7 protein-coding genes are annotated in these 19,599 nt (G+C 37.3%); 3 read left to right on the forward strand and 4 right to left on the reverse strand.

The window, feature by feature from the left end:
• Positions 1–171: 171 nt before the first annotated feature.
• Entirely contained in the window at positions 172–12,345 is a 12,174-nt protein-coding gene (locus tag O1Q80_RS08895) for an ESPR-type extended signal peptide-containing protein (protein WP_386694575.1), read from the forward strand.
• 211 nt (positions 12,346–12,556) lie between these two features.
• The gene (locus O1Q80_RS08900; protein WP_386687101.1) at positions 12,557–13,864 is read left to right on the forward strand and encodes a nucleobase:cation symporter-2 family protein; all 1,308 of its coding nucleotides are present in this window, start codon (positions 12,557–12,559) and stop codon (positions 13,862–13,864) included.
• 44 nt (positions 13,865–13,908) lie between these two features.
• On the opposite strand, the gene deoD is transcribed toward O1Q80_RS08900, so the two are convergent.
• From deoD to O1Q80_RS08915, 3 genes are all read right to left on the reverse strand, one after another.
• Positions 13,909–14,628, reverse strand: a complete 720-nt coding sequence (deoD, locus tag O1Q80_RS08905; RefSeq protein WP_386687103.1) for a purine-nucleoside phosphorylase — start codon at positions 14,626–14,628, stop codon at positions 13,909–13,911.
• A gap of 26 nt (positions 14,629–14,654) precedes the next feature.
• Positions 14,655–15,884 (reverse strand): phosphopentomutase, encoded by a 1,230-nt coding sequence (locus O1Q80_RS08910; RefSeq protein WP_386694577.1) that lies wholly within the window; start codon positions 15,882–15,884, stop codon positions 14,655–14,657.
• Positions 15,885–15,996: 112 nt separating this feature from the next.
• Positions 15,997–17,262 (reverse strand): NupC/NupG family nucleoside CNT transporter, encoded by a 1,266-nt coding sequence (locus O1Q80_RS08915; protein ID WP_386694579.1) that lies wholly within the window; start codon positions 17,260–17,262, stop codon positions 15,997–15,999.
• Between the two features lie 137 nt (positions 17,263–17,399).
• Here O1Q80_RS08915 and O1Q80_RS08920 point away from each other — a divergent pair, with 137 nt between their 5' ends.
• Positions 17,400–18,035 (forward strand): YitT family protein, encoded by a 636-nt coding sequence (locus tag O1Q80_RS08920; protein ID WP_386694581.1) that lies wholly within the window; start codon positions 17,400–17,402, stop codon positions 18,033–18,035.
• Between the two features lie 67 nt (positions 18,036–18,102).
• On the opposite strand, the gene O1Q80_RS08925 is transcribed toward O1Q80_RS08920, so the two are convergent.
• Positions 18,103–19,545: a YdgA family protein gene (locus O1Q80_RS08925; protein ID WP_386694583.1), complete on the reverse strand. Its 1,443-nt coding sequence runs from the start codon at positions 19,543–19,545 to the stop codon at positions 18,103–18,105.
• Positions 19,546–19,599 lie beyond the last annotated feature (54 nt).

Consider the following 19,599-nt stretch of genomic DNA (forward strand, 5'->3'; position numbering starts at 1 on the left):
TACATACACAACATAAAGTTACCCGATCTTCTAGCAAAAATACCTTTAACATAAAGAGGAAAATAGAAGATTGAAATCGGTTTAGATTATATAGATAGCGAATATTATGGAGATATTATCTATCTATATAATCTGAATGAGTTTTATCAACACCAATATGTAAGGTTCAATATGAACAAAATTTATAAAGTTATCTGGAGCAAAGTAACACAGTCTTTTGTGGTTGTTTCTGAACTTGCCTCAAGCCAAGGCAAAGCAAAATCTTCCGTTGTCAATCAACAAAGTAAATTGTCTTCGTTATTGAGTATTTGTTTTCAATTAAGTGCGGTGGCAATTCCGCTATTTTCTACGATTCAAACTGCATCGGCGACAAGTATTGCGATTGGTGCAACTACAGCAGCTAATGCTACAACCAGTAATGGATCTAGCACTAATGGAATAGATAGTATAGCTATTGGTAATACTTCAAAAGCCATTGGACCAGGTAGTATTGCTATCGGTGTAAATGCAACCGCATATATAACCGATGCAGGGGATCGTAGCCAAGGTGCTGTCGCTATTGGTGCGTCTTCAGTCGCCAATGGAAATCAATCAGTTGCCTTAGGTGATGCGGCACAAGCTACTGGAGCACAATCGAGTGCTATTGGTAATAATGCTTATGCAACAGGTTTTGGTTCTATTGTGATTGGTGGTGATGATACAGGTTCCAGTGTAAATACAACAACCGATCCTTATAACTATCAAAACCTCCGATCAAATATTGGTTATCTGAAAAATTCAGGCAATAACTATCGAAATTCCCTTGCATCAGGGGTAGGTTCAGTTGTAGTCGGGGTACATGGACAAGCATTAAGTAATGGTTCTACTGCGATTGGGGTATATGCCACTGCGGGTGATAATGGTGTAGAAACACGTTATTCTAATACTTCAACTACCGCCATTGAGGCAACTGCTGTTGGTGCATTTGCTCGAGCCCGTGATGCCCATTCTACTGCTATTGGTTATAAAGCAAATTCATTTGGTGAAAATTCTACCGCAATTGGTTCATTGGCTCAAACTAATGGTACTAATGCCACGGCTATTGGTTTAGATACAAAAGCCTCAGCAAATGATTCTATTGCTATTGGTACTGGTGACAATGTGACAGGTACAATGTCTGGTGCGATTGGTGGTTCAACAAAAGTTAGTGCAAATAGCTCTTACTCGTTGGGTAATAACAATAACATTACGACTAATGCGAACAACAGTTTTGTAGTGGGTAATAATGTAACTGCTACCGATGCAAACTCAGTAATTTTAGGTAATGGTTCAAGTGGTACTGCAACTGTAAACTCGACTAATTCAGCAACTATTAATACGATAACCTATAGCACTTTTGCTGGTGTTGGTAGTCAAGCCAAAGGGTATGTGAGTGTTGGCTCAAAAAATAATGAGCGTCAAATCAAAAATGTTGCAGCAGGTGAAATCTCTGCGACTTCCACAGATGCGATCAATGGTTCTCAGTTATATGTAGTTGCTGATACGTTAAGCAAAAAAATACCGACTGTTGTGGCAGGAAATAATACGAATATTGCTTCAACCACTTCAACTACTGGAACAAAGGGACCTGTTTACACTGTTAATGCTTACAATACCACAGCAAAAGCAGGCTCTACTTCTGTAAATGTAACGGAAAAAGTTAATGGCTATAATATTTCTTATGAAATTGATTTAAGCCAAACTACGAAAACTACTATCGAAACCGCCAATACTACAGCACACGCTGCGAATGCTACGGCGAACACGGCGAATACGACTGCAAATGCCGCAAATACAACCGCAAATACAGCGAATGGCACTGCGAATACTGCAAATAATACTGCGAACACAGCGAATAACACCGCCAATACGGCGAATAACACTGCAAATACGGCAAATAAAACTGCAAATTTAGCAAATACTACCGCAAATACAGCGAATGCGACCGTAAATAAAGGTTGGAATATTACAACTTCGCAATCCAGTGGTAGTGTTTCAGGTAATGAGTCAAAAAATGTTCAGATGGGTGAAACAGTTACTATTGATGCAGGTCAAAACATCAATATTACCCAAAGTGACAAAAAGATCTCTATTGCAACTTCCATGACACCGACATTTACTTCTGCAACATTTGGTGGAACAACAATTAATAGTGATGGGCTAACTATTACCAATGGTCCGAGTGTTACCACATCAGGGATAAATGCGGGTAATAAAACCATTACTAACTTAGCTAATGGGGTAAATAATTCCGATGCAGTCAATAAAGGTCAGTTAGAAGTGGTTAATACTACGGCTAATGCAGCGAATACTACTGCGAATACGGCTAATGGTACTGCAAATACGGCTAATGGTACTGCAAATACGGCGAATACCACTGCAAATGCGGCAAATACTACCGCAAATACAGCGAATGGCACTGCGAATACTGCGAACACTACCGCAAATACAGCGAATACTACCGCAAATGCAGCAAACACTACGGCAAATATAGCCAATGCCACCGTAAATAAAGGTTGGAATATTACAACTTCTGCATCAGATGGTTCTGCAACAAATACCACCGATGAAAATGTTCAAATGGGTGAGAATGTCACGATTGATGCAGGTCAAAACATCAATATTACCCAAAATGGTCAAAAGATCTCTATTGCAACCTCAATGACACCAACATTTACTTCTGCAACATTTGGGGATACTTTAATTCAGAATGACGGTTTAACTATTGTTGGTGGTCCAAGTATAACCAAATCAGGGATAAATGCAGGTAGTAAAACCATTACTAACGTAGCGGCTGGTGTAAATACTACAGATGCAGTGAATAAAGGTCAGTTAGATGCGGTCAATACCACTGCGACTACAGCGAATAATACTGCCAATGCGGCAAATACTACCGCAAATACGGCGAATACCACTGCAAATGCAGCTAATACGACTGCAAACGCTGCCAATGCAACTGTAAATAAAGGTTGGAATATTACAACTTCTGCATCAACTGGTGGTAACGCTTCAGGTACTGAAAATAAAAATGTTCAGATGGGCGATACTGTTACTATTGATGCGGGTCAGAATATCAATATTACGCAAAGTGGTCAAAATATCTCTATTGCAACCTCTATGACCCCAACCTTTACCAATGCAACCTTTGGGGATACTTTGATTAATAGTGATGGTTTAACTATTACTGCTGGTCCAAGTATCACTAAATCAGGGGTAAATGCAGGTAATAAGAATATAACCAATGTTGCGACACCAATCGCTGGGACTGATGCTGCCAATAAAGATTATGTGGATAATTTTACTTTAACTTATAAAGGTGACAATAATACTAACGGCTCAAATAAATTGACCGAGACAGTCACTTTTGCAGGTACCGATAAACAAATCGTGACCACGGCAGAAAATGGCAAAGTGAGCTTTAAATTAGCTGATGAAGTAAACGCATCGTTAAGTAAAGCGGATTCAGCTTTACAAAGTTTTACTGTAGGTGCTGATAATAAAGGTGTAAATGCGACTATTAATAATACCAGCACGCATTTTGATATTGTAGGTACGCCAAATTATGTTAATACCACGGTAAATGGTCAAAATATCACGGTAGATATTGCTCAATCTTTTAAAGATACCGTAACAAACAATACGCAAAATATTAGTAATAATGCTCAAAATATTACTAATAATGCCAATAATATTACCAACAATACTAATAACATTACTAACAACACCAATAACATTACTAAAAATACGGGCGATATTGCAAATAATACGCAAAATATTACCAAAAATGCCACTGAAATTGCCAAAGGTTTTGGTTTAAAAGCCCAAGATGGTCAAGAGATCACTAAAGCATTAGGCGAAAAAGTTGAGGTGATTGGTGGTAACGATAATATTAATACCTCTGTAGCTAATGGTAAAATCCAAGTTAATTTAAATAATACATTAAATTTAACCAATGCTGGATCTGTGACTGTGGGTAATAGCACAATCAATGATAATGGATTAAACATTACCAACGGCACAACAACTGTTAGCTTAACCGAGAAAGGTTTAGATAATGGTAATCAGACGATTACTCATGTTGCTAATGGTACTAATGGTACAGATGCGGTAAATAAAAGTCAGTTAGATGCAGTTAATGCCACAGCTAACGCTGGTTGGAAATTACAAGCAAATGGTACCAACGAATCAACAGTAACACCAAATGAAACGGTGAGCTTAAATAATACCGATAATAATATCGTTATTAGCAAAGATAGTTCAAATGACAATGTTACCTTTAATTTAGCCAAAAACTTAACTGATTTAACTAGTGCGGCATTTGGTGGTACATCAATTAATAATGATGGTTTAACCATTAAAGACGGTCCGAATGTCACTAAATCAGGTATTGATGCTGCGAATACGAAAATTACTAACGTAACCAATGGCACGGTAGATGCAACATCTAAAGATGCGGTAAATGGTTCACAATTATATGCGACTAACCAAAATGTAACTAACTTAAATACCACTGTAAGTAAGGGATTGACTTTCAATACTACAGATACCAGCACTGAATTTAATCGTAAATTGGGTGACACCATTACCATTAATGGTGGTGCAGATGCTAGTGCAGCAACTGCAGCTGGTAATATTAAAGTTAAAATGGATAACGGTGTAATTAGTTTAGATTTATTATCTAACTTAACTAATCTAACCTCTGCTGTATTTACTAATGCGACTAATAATTTGACTGTAACAGGAGATGGAATCACTGTAACCAATGGTACAAATACGACAAGTCTAACAGTGAACGGTTTGGATAACGGTAATAATACGATTACTCATGTCGCCAACGGTACAAATGGTACAGACGCAGTTAACTTTGATCAGTTAAAAGCGGTCAATGCCACAGCTAACGCAGGTTGGAATTTTAATACTAGTGGTAACGTAACAAAAACTAATGTTGCACCAAATAATACTGTCACTTTTAATGGCAATAGCAATATCAATGTCACTCACAATGGTTCTACTCTTAATGTTTCATTAAATAACACGGTAGATTTAGGTACTAGCGGTTCATTAAAGGTTAATAGCACAACTATTAACAATAATGGAACGATTTCTGGTGTAACCAACGGCACTCTTTCTACCACTTCAACTGAAGCCGTAAATGGGTCACAGTTGTTTGCTACTAACCAAAATGTGGCAAACAATACCCAAAATATTGCTAACAATACAGCTACGATTAATAAAGGTACGATGTATGGTGGCGATATTGGTAACGCATTTACCCTTAAATTAGGGGAACAAGCGAATGTGAAAGGTGGTATATCCGATACAACAGCTTTAACTGATAATAACTTAGGCGTGGTATCCGATGGCACCAACACATTAATGGTGAAATTGGCGAAAGAATTAACCAATTTAACCAGTGCAACATTTGGTAATGATACTACTGATAAAACTGTAATCAATAAAGACGGTGTAACCATTACTAATGGTACAGACACTATAAGTTTAACTGAGAACGGTTTGGATAACGGTAATAAAACTATTACTAATGTAAAAGCTGGTGTAAATGATACAGATGCTGTAAATAAAGCTCAGTTAGATGCAGTAACTACCACAGCTAACGCTGGTTGGAAATTACAGGCTAATGGTACCAACGAATCAACAGTAACACCAAATGAAACGGTGAGCTTAAATAATACCGATAATAATATCGTTATTAGCAAAGATAGTTCAAATGACAATGTTACCTTTAATTTAGCCAAAAACTTAACTGATTTAACTAGTGCGGCATTTGGTGGTACATCAATTAATAATGATGGTTTAACCATTAAAGACGGTCCGAATGTCACTAAATCAGGTATTGATGCTGCGAATACGAAAATTACTAACGTAACCAATGGCACGGTAGATGCAACATCTAAAGATGCGGTAAATGGTTCACAATTATATGCGACTAACCAAAATGTAACTAACTTAAATACCACTGTAAGTAAGGGATTGACTTTCAATACTACAGATACCAGCACTGAATTTAATCGTAAATTGGGTGACACCATTACCATTAATGGTGGTGCAGATGCTAGTGCAGCAACTGCAGCTGGTAATATTAAAGTTAAAATGGATAACGGTGTAATTAGTTTAGATTTATTATCTAACTTAACTAATCTAACCTCTGCTGTATTTACTAATGCGACTAATAATTTGACTGTAACAGGAGATGGAATCACTGTAACCAATGGTACAAATACGACAAGTCTAACAGTGAACGGTTTGGATAACGGTAATAATACGATTACTCATGTCGCCAACGGTACAAATGGTACAGACGCAGTTAACTTTGATCAGTTAAAAGCGGTCAATGCCACAGCTAACGCAGGTTGGAATTTTAATACTAGTGGTAACGTAACAAAAACTAATGTTGCACCAAATAATACTGTCACTTTTAATGGCAATAGCAATATCAATGTCACTCACAATGGTTCTACTCTTAATGTTTCATTAAATAACACGGTAGATTTAGGTACTAGCGGTTCATTAAAGGTTAATAGCACAACTATTAACAATAATGGAACGATTTCTGGTGTAACCAACGGCACTCTTTCTACCACTTCAACTGAAGCCGTAAATGGGTCACAGTTGTTTGCTACTAACCAAAATGTGGCAAACAATACCCAAAATATTGCTAACAATACAGCTACGATTAATAAAGGTACGATGTATGGTGGCGATATTGGTAACGCATTTACCCTTAAATTAGGGGAACAAGCGAATGTGAAAGGTGGTATATCCGATACAACAGCTTTAACTGATAATAACTTAGGCGTGGTATCCGATGGCACCAACACATTAATGGTGAAATTGGCGAAAGAATTAACCAATTTAACCAGTGCAACATTTGGTAATGATACTACTGATAAAACTGTAATCAATAAAGACGGTGTAACCATTACTAATGGTACAGACACTATAAGTTTAACTGAGAACGGTTTGGATAACGGTAATAAAACTATTACTAATGTAAAAGCTGGTGTAAATGATACAGATGCTGTAAATAAAGCTCAGTTAGATGCAGTAACTACCACAGCTAACGCTGGTTGGAAATTACAGGCTAATGGTACCAACGAATCAACAGTAACACCAAATGAAACGGTGAGCTTAAATAATACCGATAATAATATCGTTATTAGCAAAGATAGTTCAAATGACAATGTTACCTTTAATTTAGCCAAAAACTTAACTGATTTAACTAGTGCGGCATTTGGTGGTACATCAATTAATAATGATGGTTTAACCATTAAAGACGGTCCGAATGTCACTAAATCAGGTATTGATGCTGCTAATACGAAAATTACTAACGTAACTGACGGTGCAGTAGATGCAAATTCTAAAGATGCAGTAAATGGTTCACAGTTATATGCAACTAACCAAAATGTAACTAACTTAAATACCACTGTAAGTAAGGGATTAACTTTCAATACTACAGATACCAACACTGAATTTAATCGTAAATTGGGTGACACCATCACAATTAATGGTGGTGCAGATGCTAGTGCAGCAACTGCAGCTGGTAATATTAAAGTTAAAATGGATAACGGTGTAATTAGTTTAGATTTATTATCTAACTTAACTAATCTAACCTCTGCTGTATTTACTAATGCGACTAATAATTCGACTGTAACAGGTGATGGAATCACTGTTACCAATGGTACAAATACGACAAGTCTAACAGTGAACGGTTTGGATAACGGTAATAATACGATTACTCATGTCGCCAACGGTACAAATGGTACAGACGCAGTTAACTTTGATCAGTTAAAAGCGGTCAATGCTACAGCTAACGCAGGTTGGAACTTTAATACTAGTGGTAACGCAATAAAAACTAATGTTGCACCAAATGGTACCGTCACTTTCAATGGTGATAACAATATCAAGGTAACTCACAATGGTTCTACTCTTAATGTTTCATTAAATAACACGGTAGATCTAGGTACTAGCGGTTCATTAAAGGTTAATAGCACAACTATTAACAATAATGGAACGATTTCTGGTGTAACCAACGGCACTCTTTCTACCACTTCAACTGAAGCCGTAAATGGGTCACAGTTGTTTGCTACTAACCAAAATGTGGCAAACAATACCCAAAATATTGCTAACAATACAGCTACGATTAATAAAGGTACGATGTATGGTGGTGATATAGGTACAAACTTCACTCGTAAATTAGGTGAACAAACTAATGTGAAAGGCGGTATAACCGATGAATCCAAACTAAGTGATAATAACTTAGGTGTGGTATCTGATAATACCAACAACACATTAATGGTGAAATTGGCGAAAGATCTAAACTTAACCAGTGATGGTAGTGTAACCATGGGTGATACGCTGTTAAATTCTACAGGATTGACCATTACTAATGGTCCAAGTGTCACCAACAATGGTATTCAAGCAGGTAATAAACAAATCACAAATGTATCAAGCGGTTTAGGTGGTACAGCGCTTAAAGATGCTTCTGGCGACACATTGAAAAATGTAGCCAATATTGGTGATCTTCAAACGGTCATTAATAATGTTACTAACGCATCAGCTGGTGGTGGTTTTGGTTTAACCGATGACAAAGGTAAGCCAGTTACACAAGATCTCGGCAAAACCATTGCTCTAAATGGCAAAGATGGTATTACGGTTACAGCTAATACAGCTTCAGATGGCTTAGAAATTGGCTTAGGTAATAATGTAACTATCGGTAGCAAAGACGGTGTTGCAGGCATAGTTAATGTCAAAGATAAAGACGGCGATGATACAATTACCCTTGATGCTGGAAATTCGACAGTCAATATAGGTTCTAATGGAGCTGCTGGATCTATCGGCTTGAACGGTTTAGACGGCACTGTTGGTATCAACGGCAAAGATGGGACAAATGCCTCAATTACCGTTGCAAATGGTACTAAAGGTATTGACGGCAATGATCTTGCTAGTGGTGCTAACAAAACTCGTATCGTTTATGAAAATGCAAATGGTAGTTCAGAACAAGTTGCGACCTTAAATGATGGTTTATATTTTACTGGTGATAATACAACCGTAAATATCAGCAAAAAACTCAATGAAACCCTAACCATTAAAGGTAATTTATCACAAACAGCCAATGTAACTGATCAAAACTTACGGGTTGATGTGGTAGATAATGCGTTAGTTATCAAAATGGCGAAAGAACTAACCGATCTGACTAATGCAACATTTGGTAGTGGCACCGATAAAACTGTGATCGATAAAGACGGGGTGACTATTACCAATGGTTCAGATACAGTGAGCTTAACTGAGAACGGTTTAAATAATGGTAATAAGACTATTACTAATGTCGCCAACGGTACAAATGGTACAGATGCCGTAAATAAAGATCAATTAGATGCGGTTAATGCCTCAGCTAATGCAGGTTGGATCTTGACTGATGGTACTAACAGTTCAACCGTGAAACCAAATTCAACCGTTACATTAACCAATACTGATAATAATATTCTTATTGTCAATGACGGTAATAATGTAACCTTTACTTTGGCTGATAACTTAAATGCCACAACCATTACCTTAAAAGGTGATTCAGGTACTAACGGCACCATCGGCTTAGATGGTGCAAACGGTACTATCGGTTTAACAGGTAAAGACGGGGCAAGTGCCAATATTACCGTAGTCAACGGTACTAATGGTATTGACGGTACCAATACAACACGTATCACTTACGATAACCAAACTGTTGCTACATTAAATGACGGTTTATTCTTCACTGGTGATGATACTAACGTTACCGTAGGTAAAAAACTCAATGAAACCCTAACCATTAAAGGTAATTTATCACAAACAGCCAATGTAACTGATCAAAACTTACGGGTTGATGTGGTAGATAATGCGTTAGTTATCAAAATGGCGAAAGAACTAACCAATCTGACTAATGCAACATTTGGTAGTGGCACCGATAAAACTGTGATCGATAAAGACGGGGTAACTATTACCAATGGTACAAATACCGTAAGTTTGACTGAAACAGGTTTAAACAACGGTAATAATACGATTACTAATGTATCAAGCGGTTTAGTCAATAATGCTGATGGATCAAATGTAACCCTTGCTAATGCAACTGGCGACACATTAACAAATGTTGTCAATGTCGGTGATTTGAAAAATTCAATTCATAATATTACTAACGCATCAGCTGGTGGTGGTTTTGGTTTAACCGATGATAAAGGTGATAAAGTTACACAAGATCTCGGTAAAACTATTGCTCTAAATGGCAAAGATGGTATTACGGTTACAGCGAATACTACTTTAGGTGGTTTAGAAGTTGGCTTAGGTAATAATGTGACTATCGGTGGTAAAGAAGGTACTTCAGGTGTAGTTAACGTTAAAGATAAAGACGGTGACAATGCAATCACCCTTGATGCAGAAAATGCCACAGTGTCTATTGGTTCTGATGGATTACCTGGTTCAATCGGCTTAGACGGTACCAACGGTACTATTGGTATCATTGGCAAAGATGGTACAAATGCTTCTATTACTGTTACCGATGGTGCAAAAGGTCTTGCTGGTAATGATGGTCTGAATGGCGCCAGCAAAACTCGTATTACTTATACCAAATCAGATGGTACGCCAGAAGAAGTTGCCACCTTAAATGATGGATTACAATTCGTTGGTGATGACGGTAAAGTTATTACTAAGAAATTGAATGAACAATTATCCATTAAAGGTAATCTATCAACTACTGCTAACGTTACCGATAAAAACCTACGTGTAGATAACGAAAATGGTGAACTCATTATCAAAATGGCGAAAGAGTTACGAGACTTAACAAACGCCACCTTTATCTCAGGCAATAGCCAATCGGTTCTTGATGGTAATGGCTTTACTATTACATCAAATGTTGCTGGTAAAAACCCTGTGAGTTTAACTGATAACGGTTTGGATAATGGCGGTAATGTGATTAGTAACGTTGGTGCAGGCGTAGCAGATACTGATGCAGTCAATATGAGTCAGTTAAATGCAGTCAATGCCACAGCTAATGCTGGTTGGATCTTGACTGATGGTACTAACAGTTCAACCGTGAAACCAAATTCAACTGTTGCATTAACCAATACGGATAAGAATATCAATATCACTAACAAAGATGGCAATGTAACATTTGATTTAGCCAAAGATATTGATTTAGGTGCTAATGGTTCAATGAAGATTGGTAACACCACCGTTGATAATAACGGCTTAACTGTTGGTAATACGACTGTAACCGATAATGGTTTAACTATTGCTGGCGGTCCAAGTGTTACACAAGCAGGTATTGATGCTGGTAATAAGAAATTGACTGGTGTATTAGCTGGCGATATTTCTGCAACCAGTACCGATGCTATTAACGGTGCTCAGATTTATCAAGTTGAACAAAATGTAAAAGCTGCGAAAACAGAAGTGGAAGCAGGTAATAACGTAAATGTCAGCACTACAACTGGTAAAAATGGTCAAACTGTTTATACGGTCGCCACAGCATCTGATGTGGACTTTGATAAAGTAACCGTTGGTGACGTAACTATCAGTAAAGATAGTGGTATCAATGCAGGTAATCATCAAGTGGCTAATGTTGCAAATGGTAAAATTGCTGCAGATAGCAAAGATGCTGTAAATGGTAGCCAGTTGTATGCAACCAACCAAAATGTAACAAACCTCGAACAAGAAGTTTCTAAAGGTTGGAATGTAACAACTGGTATGGTTGATGGTTCTACAGGTACAGTTACTGGAAACTCTACAACTAAAGTAGCTATGGGCGATACCGTCAGTGTGAAAGCGGGTAATAACATTGCAATTACGCAAGATGGTAAAAATATTGCCATTGCGACTTCAATGACTCCGACCTTTGATAGCGTGACTGTTGGAACAAAAGGTAATTCAGCGAAAATAGGTACAACTACCGATAATTATGGTAATGCAATTAGTGTTACTGGTGATGATGGTGTTTCTCCTACTCGTATTACTAATGTAGCGGCTGGTCAAGCGAATAATGATGCGGTTAATGTAAGCCAAGTACGTAATATGGCTAACCATATCAACAGCAGCATTAATAAAGTAGATAAAAACCTTAGAGCTGGTATTGCTGGAGCAATGGCTGCAGGTAACTTATATCACGTAACCTTACCAGGTAAATCAATGGTCGCTGCAGGTGCTGGTGTTTATAAAGGCGAAGGTGCAGTAGCAGTAGGTTATTCTCGTTTATCAGATAATGGTAAAATCGGGATTAAATTCTCTGTTAATAGCAATACCCGTGGCGACACTGGTGCTGCAGCCAGCGTAGGATATCAATGGTAAGGAACGCCGTACTAACGGAACGCTTCCTCACCTAAAATATACCGAAGTAGCCTTAATACTCCGTAGCTTTATAGACAAGATGCGGAGTATTATTTAGATAAAAAAACTCGAAGTGCGGTGAAAATTTTTATATTTTTCACCGCACTTTTTTCTAACAAAACGCAAACGTTTGCTGTATAATGCGTGCCTATTTTTTAGTTAAGGAATCATTATGAATAATAACCTACTTTACGCAGTAGAAGATAAACCACCTTTTGGGTTAAGTTTATTATTAGCTGCACAGCATTTACTTGCCGCTTTGGGGGGAATTATAGCTGTACCTTTGGTGATCGGTAATGTATTAAAATTACCAACCCCAGATACCATTATTTTAGTGAATGCTGCCCTGTTAGTTTCAGGCATTGTTACCATTATTCAGTGCCGTGGATTAGGTCCGATCGGTATTCGCTTACCTAGTGTAATGGGAACAAGTTTTACTTTTGTATCAGCTGCACTTGCGGTAGGTTTTAGTGAACATGGTGTTGCTGGTATTCTTGGCTCCTCATTAGTGGGAGCATTAGTCATGATTGCTGGCAGTTTCTTTATGCCACACATTCGTAAATTATTCCCACCAGTGGTCACTGGCACTGTCGTAATGATGATAGGTTTAAGTTTGATTTCTGTCGCAGTGGATTGGTTTGCAGGTGGTCAACGTACGGATGCCAATTATGCTGCCCCTGAAAATCTGATGATGGCAACCTTTGTATTAGTTATTGTCGTAGCATTAGTACAATGGGGGACAGGAATTTTCTCCGCAGCTGCAATCGTAATCGGTATGATGACTGGCTATGTTCTTTGTCTTGCACTCGGCTGGATTGATTTTACTGGGGTTAAAGAAGCTCAAGCCTTTGCTTTACCACAACCCTTACATTTTGGCTTATCTTTCCCAATTACTGGAATTATCGGCATGGCGATTGCATATTTAGTAACAATCGTTGAAAGTAATGGTAACTTTCTTGCATTAGGTAATGCTACTCAAACAGAAATCACGGGAAAACACTTGCGTGGCGGCATACTTTGTGATGGTTTAGGTTCTGCTCTAGCTGCAATCATGTCAACTACGCCATTCTCATCTTTCTCACAAAATATCGGAGTGATTACCCTGACAGGTGTCGCCAGCCGTTATGTCGTGGCTCTTACCGGTGGATTATTAGTTTTAGCAGGATTATTCCCTGTTTTTGGTGCATTAATCGTATCCATTCCATTACCTGTATTAGGTGGTGCAGGATTAATGATGTTTGCTATGATTATTGCGGCAGGTATTCAAATGCTAGATAACATTGAACGTAGCAAACGCAACGGTTTAATTATTGCTATTTCGATTGGTTGTGGTCTAGCTGTAACAACCCGTCCAGAATTACTTGATAAACTACCAACTTTCTTTAAAGAAATTTTTGGTTCAGGGATTACCGTAGGATCCTTATTAGCCTTGCTATTGAATTTGATTTTACCCGAAGATAAATCAAGCAAAACAAAATAAAAAGACAAAAGTGCGGTGAAAAACACCGCACTTTCTTACATTTATTATTGAGCTATATCACCTATCAACACACTTTCTAATGCAATTTCAATCATGTCATTGAAAGTTAATTGACGTTCTTCTGAGCTGGTTTGTTCGCCAGTACGAAGATGATCTGAAACCGTACAAATACTCAAGGCTTTAGCCCCATATTCTGCCGCTACTGCATAAATCCCTGCGGCTTCCATTTCTACCCCAAGAATGCCATATTTTTCCATGACATCAAACATTCCTACATCAGGAGAATAAAATAAATCTACTGAAAATAAATTTCCTACCCGTACGTTTACACCTTTATTTTTTGCGGCTTGAACAGCTGCTTGAGCCATATCAAAATCAGCAATGGCAGCAAAATCATTATCTTTAAAACGAATACGATTGACCTTGCTATCAGTACAAGCACCAATACCAATAACGACATCACGAACTTTGACATCTTGTCGCACCGCCCCGCAAGAACCAACACGAATAATCTTTTGCACACCATATTCAGTAATTAATTCTTTACTGTAAATTGAGCAAGACGGAATACCCATGCCATGCCCCATAACAGAAATACGGCGACCTTTGTAAGTCCCTGTGTAGCCAAGCATATTGCGAACATTCGTTACTTCTTGAGCATTATCTAAAAACGTTTCAGCAATATATTTAGCTCGAAGTGGATCACCGGGCATTAATACAACATCAGCAAATGCACCTTCAGGTGCGTTAATATGTGGAGTCATAATTTTTTCCTTTTATGTATAGTAAATTAAAGTATGGATTTACCGTAATCCATCGGAGATAAATCAAAATATTTTGTTATAGTTTGTGCAATATCTGCAAAGGTTTCTCGTTGACCTAAAAATTCTTTAGGCACACTTGAACCATAAAGTAAAATAGGAATATGTTCACGAGTATGAATCGAATTCTGCCAAGTTGGATCACAACCATGATCAGTGGTCAGAATTAACAAATCTTCATTATTCACTAATTCCAGTAATTCTGGTAAACGACTATCAAAATATTCTAATCCTGTCGCATAGTCAACAACATCACGATGATAACCGACAGTGGCATCAAAATTAACAAAGTTGGCAAAAACTAGGGTCATTTCCCCCGCACTTCGTATTTCTTGCAAGGTTTTATCAAACAGTTCTTCCAATCCTGAGGCTTTAACTTTTTTACTGATTCCTGTATGAGCATAAATATCAGCTACATTACCGACAGCAACAACAGATCCTTGCTTTTCCTCAATCAATTTCTGTAAGACTGTTTTGGTTGGTGGTTCCAAGGTAAAATCACGGCGATTACTGGTACGTTTAAACTCTTCTACTCTTTCGCCAATAAAGGGACGAGCGATAACACGTCCAATATTATCATTTTCTAATTCTTCACGCACAATCTGACAAAGTTTATATAATTTCTCTAAACCATAATGTTGTTCATGGCAAGCAATTTGAAAAACCGATTCTTCTGAGGTATAAAAAATAGGAAAACCCGTTTTAATATGTTGTTCACCAAATTTTTCTAAGATCATTGCACTTGTCCCATGGCAATTACCTAAATAACCGACTAATCCTGCTTTTTGTACAATACGATTCAGTAATTCTTGTGGAAAGCTATTTTCTTGTTGTGGAAAGACATTCCATTTAAAAAAGACTGGCACACCAGCCACTTCCCAGTGACCAGAAATGGTATCTTTACTTGACGATATTTGTTGAGCAAAGGCATAACCACCAATTAATTCAGGAGAGGATTGAAAACCTTTCGGCAGTTCACCACAAGACTTTTCCGCTGCTAATCCTAAACCTAATTTCTCTAAATTAGGCATTTTTAACAAACCTTGTCGAATAAAGGAATCAGAACTATTCGCTTGGTTCTCAGCACAATATTGTGCAATATGCCCTAGTGTATTGGCGCCTTTATCACCAAATTTATCCGAATCCCTTGCACTACCAATTCCTAAAGAATCTAGCATGATGATAAACACTCGTTTCATAATTTCCTTCCCTTACGTAAATTTACGTAACAAACATCTAGGATTAAAAACAACTACACCACAGACCAATGCTGTGGTGTATAAATAAATATGCTAACTATTATACCGCAGTTTAAGCCAAGGCAACACCACTTAAGCCAATAAATAAACCAGCAATAGTTGCACTCATTAAGTTAGCTAAAGATCCTGCAATAACGGCTTTAATTCCTAAACGAGCAATATCACCACGGCGATTCGGTGCCATAACACCAAGACCACCGATTAAAATAGCAATCGACCCAAAGTTGGCAAAACCACATAATGCGAAAGTAATGATTGCTTTGGTTTTATCGGTTAATTGAATCGCACTTTCAGGGCTTAAATACTTAGTAAATTCTGAATAGCCAACAAATTCATTAATTGCTAATTTTGTTCCGATCATTTGACCTGCAACGCCTGCTTCTTCCCAAGGCACACCGATTACCCAAGCTAACGGTTTAAAGACCCAAGAAAAAATCATACCAAGTGATAAGTCCGCATAACCAAACCAACCACCAATGCCACCTAAAATACCATTGATCAAAGCAATTAATGCAATAAACGCTATTAACATTGCTCCAACATTTAAGGCTAATTGCATACCAGATGATGCACCAGATGCAGCAGCATCTAAAACATTAGCAGGTTTTTCTAAAACGACATGTGACATATCATCATCAAATTGCTCAGTTTGTGGATATAAAATTTTAGCAAATAATAACCCTGCTGGAGCCGCCATAAAAGAAGCACTGATTAAATATGGTAATGGTACGCCCATACCTGCATAACCAGCTAATACTGAACCTGCAATAGAGGCTAAACCACCACACATAATGGCAAATAATTCAGAATTGGTCATTTTGCTGATATAAGGTCTAACAATTAATGGGGCTTCCGTTTGACCCACAAAAATATTTGCCGCCGCAGACATAGATTCCGCTTTTGAGGTACCTAATAATTTTTGCAAACCACCACCGATGACTTTAATCACCCATTGCATAACACCAATATAATAAAGTACAGAAATTAACGCAGAGAAGAAAATAATTGATGGCAAGACACGTACTGCAAAAATAAATCCATCGCCTCCCATTACTTCAAAAATTTTGTCACTGGCTAACCCACCAAATACAAATTGAATCCCATCAAAACCATAGCTAATCACCTTTTGTACGCCATTAGACAACCAGAGCAAAGCATCTCGCCCAACAGGCACATAAAGAATTAAAGCCCCTAAACCGATTTGAATTAATAACGCACCAAGTACAGTTCTCAAGTTAATCGCTCGACGATTATTTGATAATAAGAATGCAATACCTAGCAATACTACAATACCTAAAAGACTGATTAACGATTCCATGTGTAATTCCTCTCGAAAGTGATAATTGGCTAATTCTAACGCCTTTTATACTTTTCTGCTATAAGTTATATGTTTAATTTTGTTTTTTTCTGCATATTTTTTCATTATTATATATTCAAGCTACTTGGAAATATTGCATGAAACTAAAATCAACAACTTTACCCTCCACTATTTGGACAGCAAAACACATTTGGTCACTTGAAACCAAATCTTTATTTGTCCTGTTACCTACCCTTGTTATTATGGGAATCGGGGAAGGATTGATTTTACTTTCCAATCTTGGATCGGCACCTTGGACAGTGCTATCACAAGGTATTGCGTTACAAGGAAGTTTTAGTGTCGGTTGGGCATCTTTTATTATCAGTGGAATCGTCATGCTACTTTGGATTCCCTTAAAAGTACGATTAGGTATAGGGACTTTGTTAAATCTGGTGGTCATCGCTATCCTACTCGGCATAACCGTTGCTTATCTCTCCGTTCAAACCAATTTAATTTGGCAAATAGGTTATTTCTTAGTTGGCATGCTGTTACTCGGTATCGGCACCGCATTTTATCTTACCTGTCATCTTGGGGCTGGTCCTAGAGATGGTTTAATGGTTGGAATATGCCATAAATTTCATTGGAAAATCGGTAAAGTAAGAACTATAATGGAAGTAACTGCTTGTGCTTTAGGCTACTGGTTAGGTGGTACAGTGGGGGTAGGCACATTAATTTATGCCCTTGCGGTAGGTTGGGTTATACAAGGAACTTTAAGTTTATTTAGACATGGTTAAATTAACATAAAAGTGCGGTGCAAAATCTCAACATTTTGCACCGCACTTACTTTCACCTAAAAGCAAATTAATGCTCAACACCTTGCATCATCATACCCAGAATTGCCATTCCAATATATTCTTCTGGAATAATATTGCCGTTAAAATTAATACCCTCTTTTTCTAACTTCAAGTTTAACGAAACTTTATTATCTTTTTCGATGATAATTTCTTGTGCCTTACCTTGTTCGACCAACATTTCCATTTGCTGTTGGGCTTGTGCATCAGCAGTGGTTTTATCTTGCCCTGTAGCCTGTTCCTGTGTGGATAATAATTCCGTTATAGCAGATTTATCGACATTAATATTTAAACTTAACTGCTTAAATAAGCTCAAAATTTTTCCTTTAAAGGCTTTTGAAAAATCCTTCTCTAACAATTCCACATCTAAATCTGCCACTATTTTTCCAGCGTTATTCGTTAAATTTAACGGATTAATTCGCAAGTGCGGTTGATTTTGTAAGAGTTCTAAACTTAATCGTTGCATCTCAGCATCATCATTAGGATCGGTTGCTAAAATTGCACTGACAGTTTTGGCTAAAAGATGATCAGCATTAAAAGTAAACTCAAACTCGCCAAAAGATTTTTCATTCAATTTGGGCTCAGTTTTTAGTGCAACAGCATAATTCATCACATCTTTATCTTGTTTAGCATCTACACTCATTTCTAATTTAGCTAAATCAAAGGTTTCTGTGGGTACATCTGTGTAACTATACGTATAATGCAAATTATCTACACTGGCTTTCCAATTTCCAGTGTAAAGAAATGGTAATTCTGTTGATTTAATATCTGAGTTGGATTTTAAATTATCCAATTCAATCGTCATTTTTTTAAGCTGATTAGCACTTGTTTCAGCAACAAATTTTTTTAAGGCATCGCCCGTTAATGTGACATTTATTTTATCAAAATCAACATCATAGTTCCCCATTCCTTGTAAAGGGAGATCAAATTTAATCACACCTTTATCCCAATTTATTTGGACATCATCAGTGGTTAATTGAGCAGGAATAAAGGTTTCTTCACCATGAATATTTTGGCTATAAGACATGGTTGCTACAAGCGAAATCGGACTTTCATTATTGTTGGTTTGAAGCAATTTAGCCAAATCTTGATTATTGGCTAATTTCGCAGAAAGAGAAAACATGGCAGGCATTATATTTAATTTAGCCACTTGATTTAATGGCAATGGTCCATGATATAAAGTCCCATCAAAAGGTAAATCCAATGTTAAATTATCTGATTTAATATTTATCTTATAATGAAAATCTGAGCTAAAAATACCTCGTTCAATTTGTACATCTTCAATTTGTGTAATGGCACCCAACACCTGATTTTCTTGTAGCCAAGTTTGGTAAATTTTGCTGATTTGTTGTTGATACTGTTGTTCTATAATTTTCCCTGTGTACCAAGCACCTCCCGTCCAAATTGCACCGAAAGCAATAATAACACCCGTTGCGATTGTTGATTTTTTCATTATTCTAAAACTCCACTTTATATTGTTAATATAAGGCTAATATTAGCATAAACC

Origin of the sequence: Lonepinella sp. MS14435, from assembly GCF_042485795.1 — a bacterium.
In the GTDB taxonomy this organism is placed as follows: domain Bacteria; phylum Pseudomonadota; class Gammaproteobacteria; order Enterobacterales; family Pasteurellaceae; genus Lonepinella.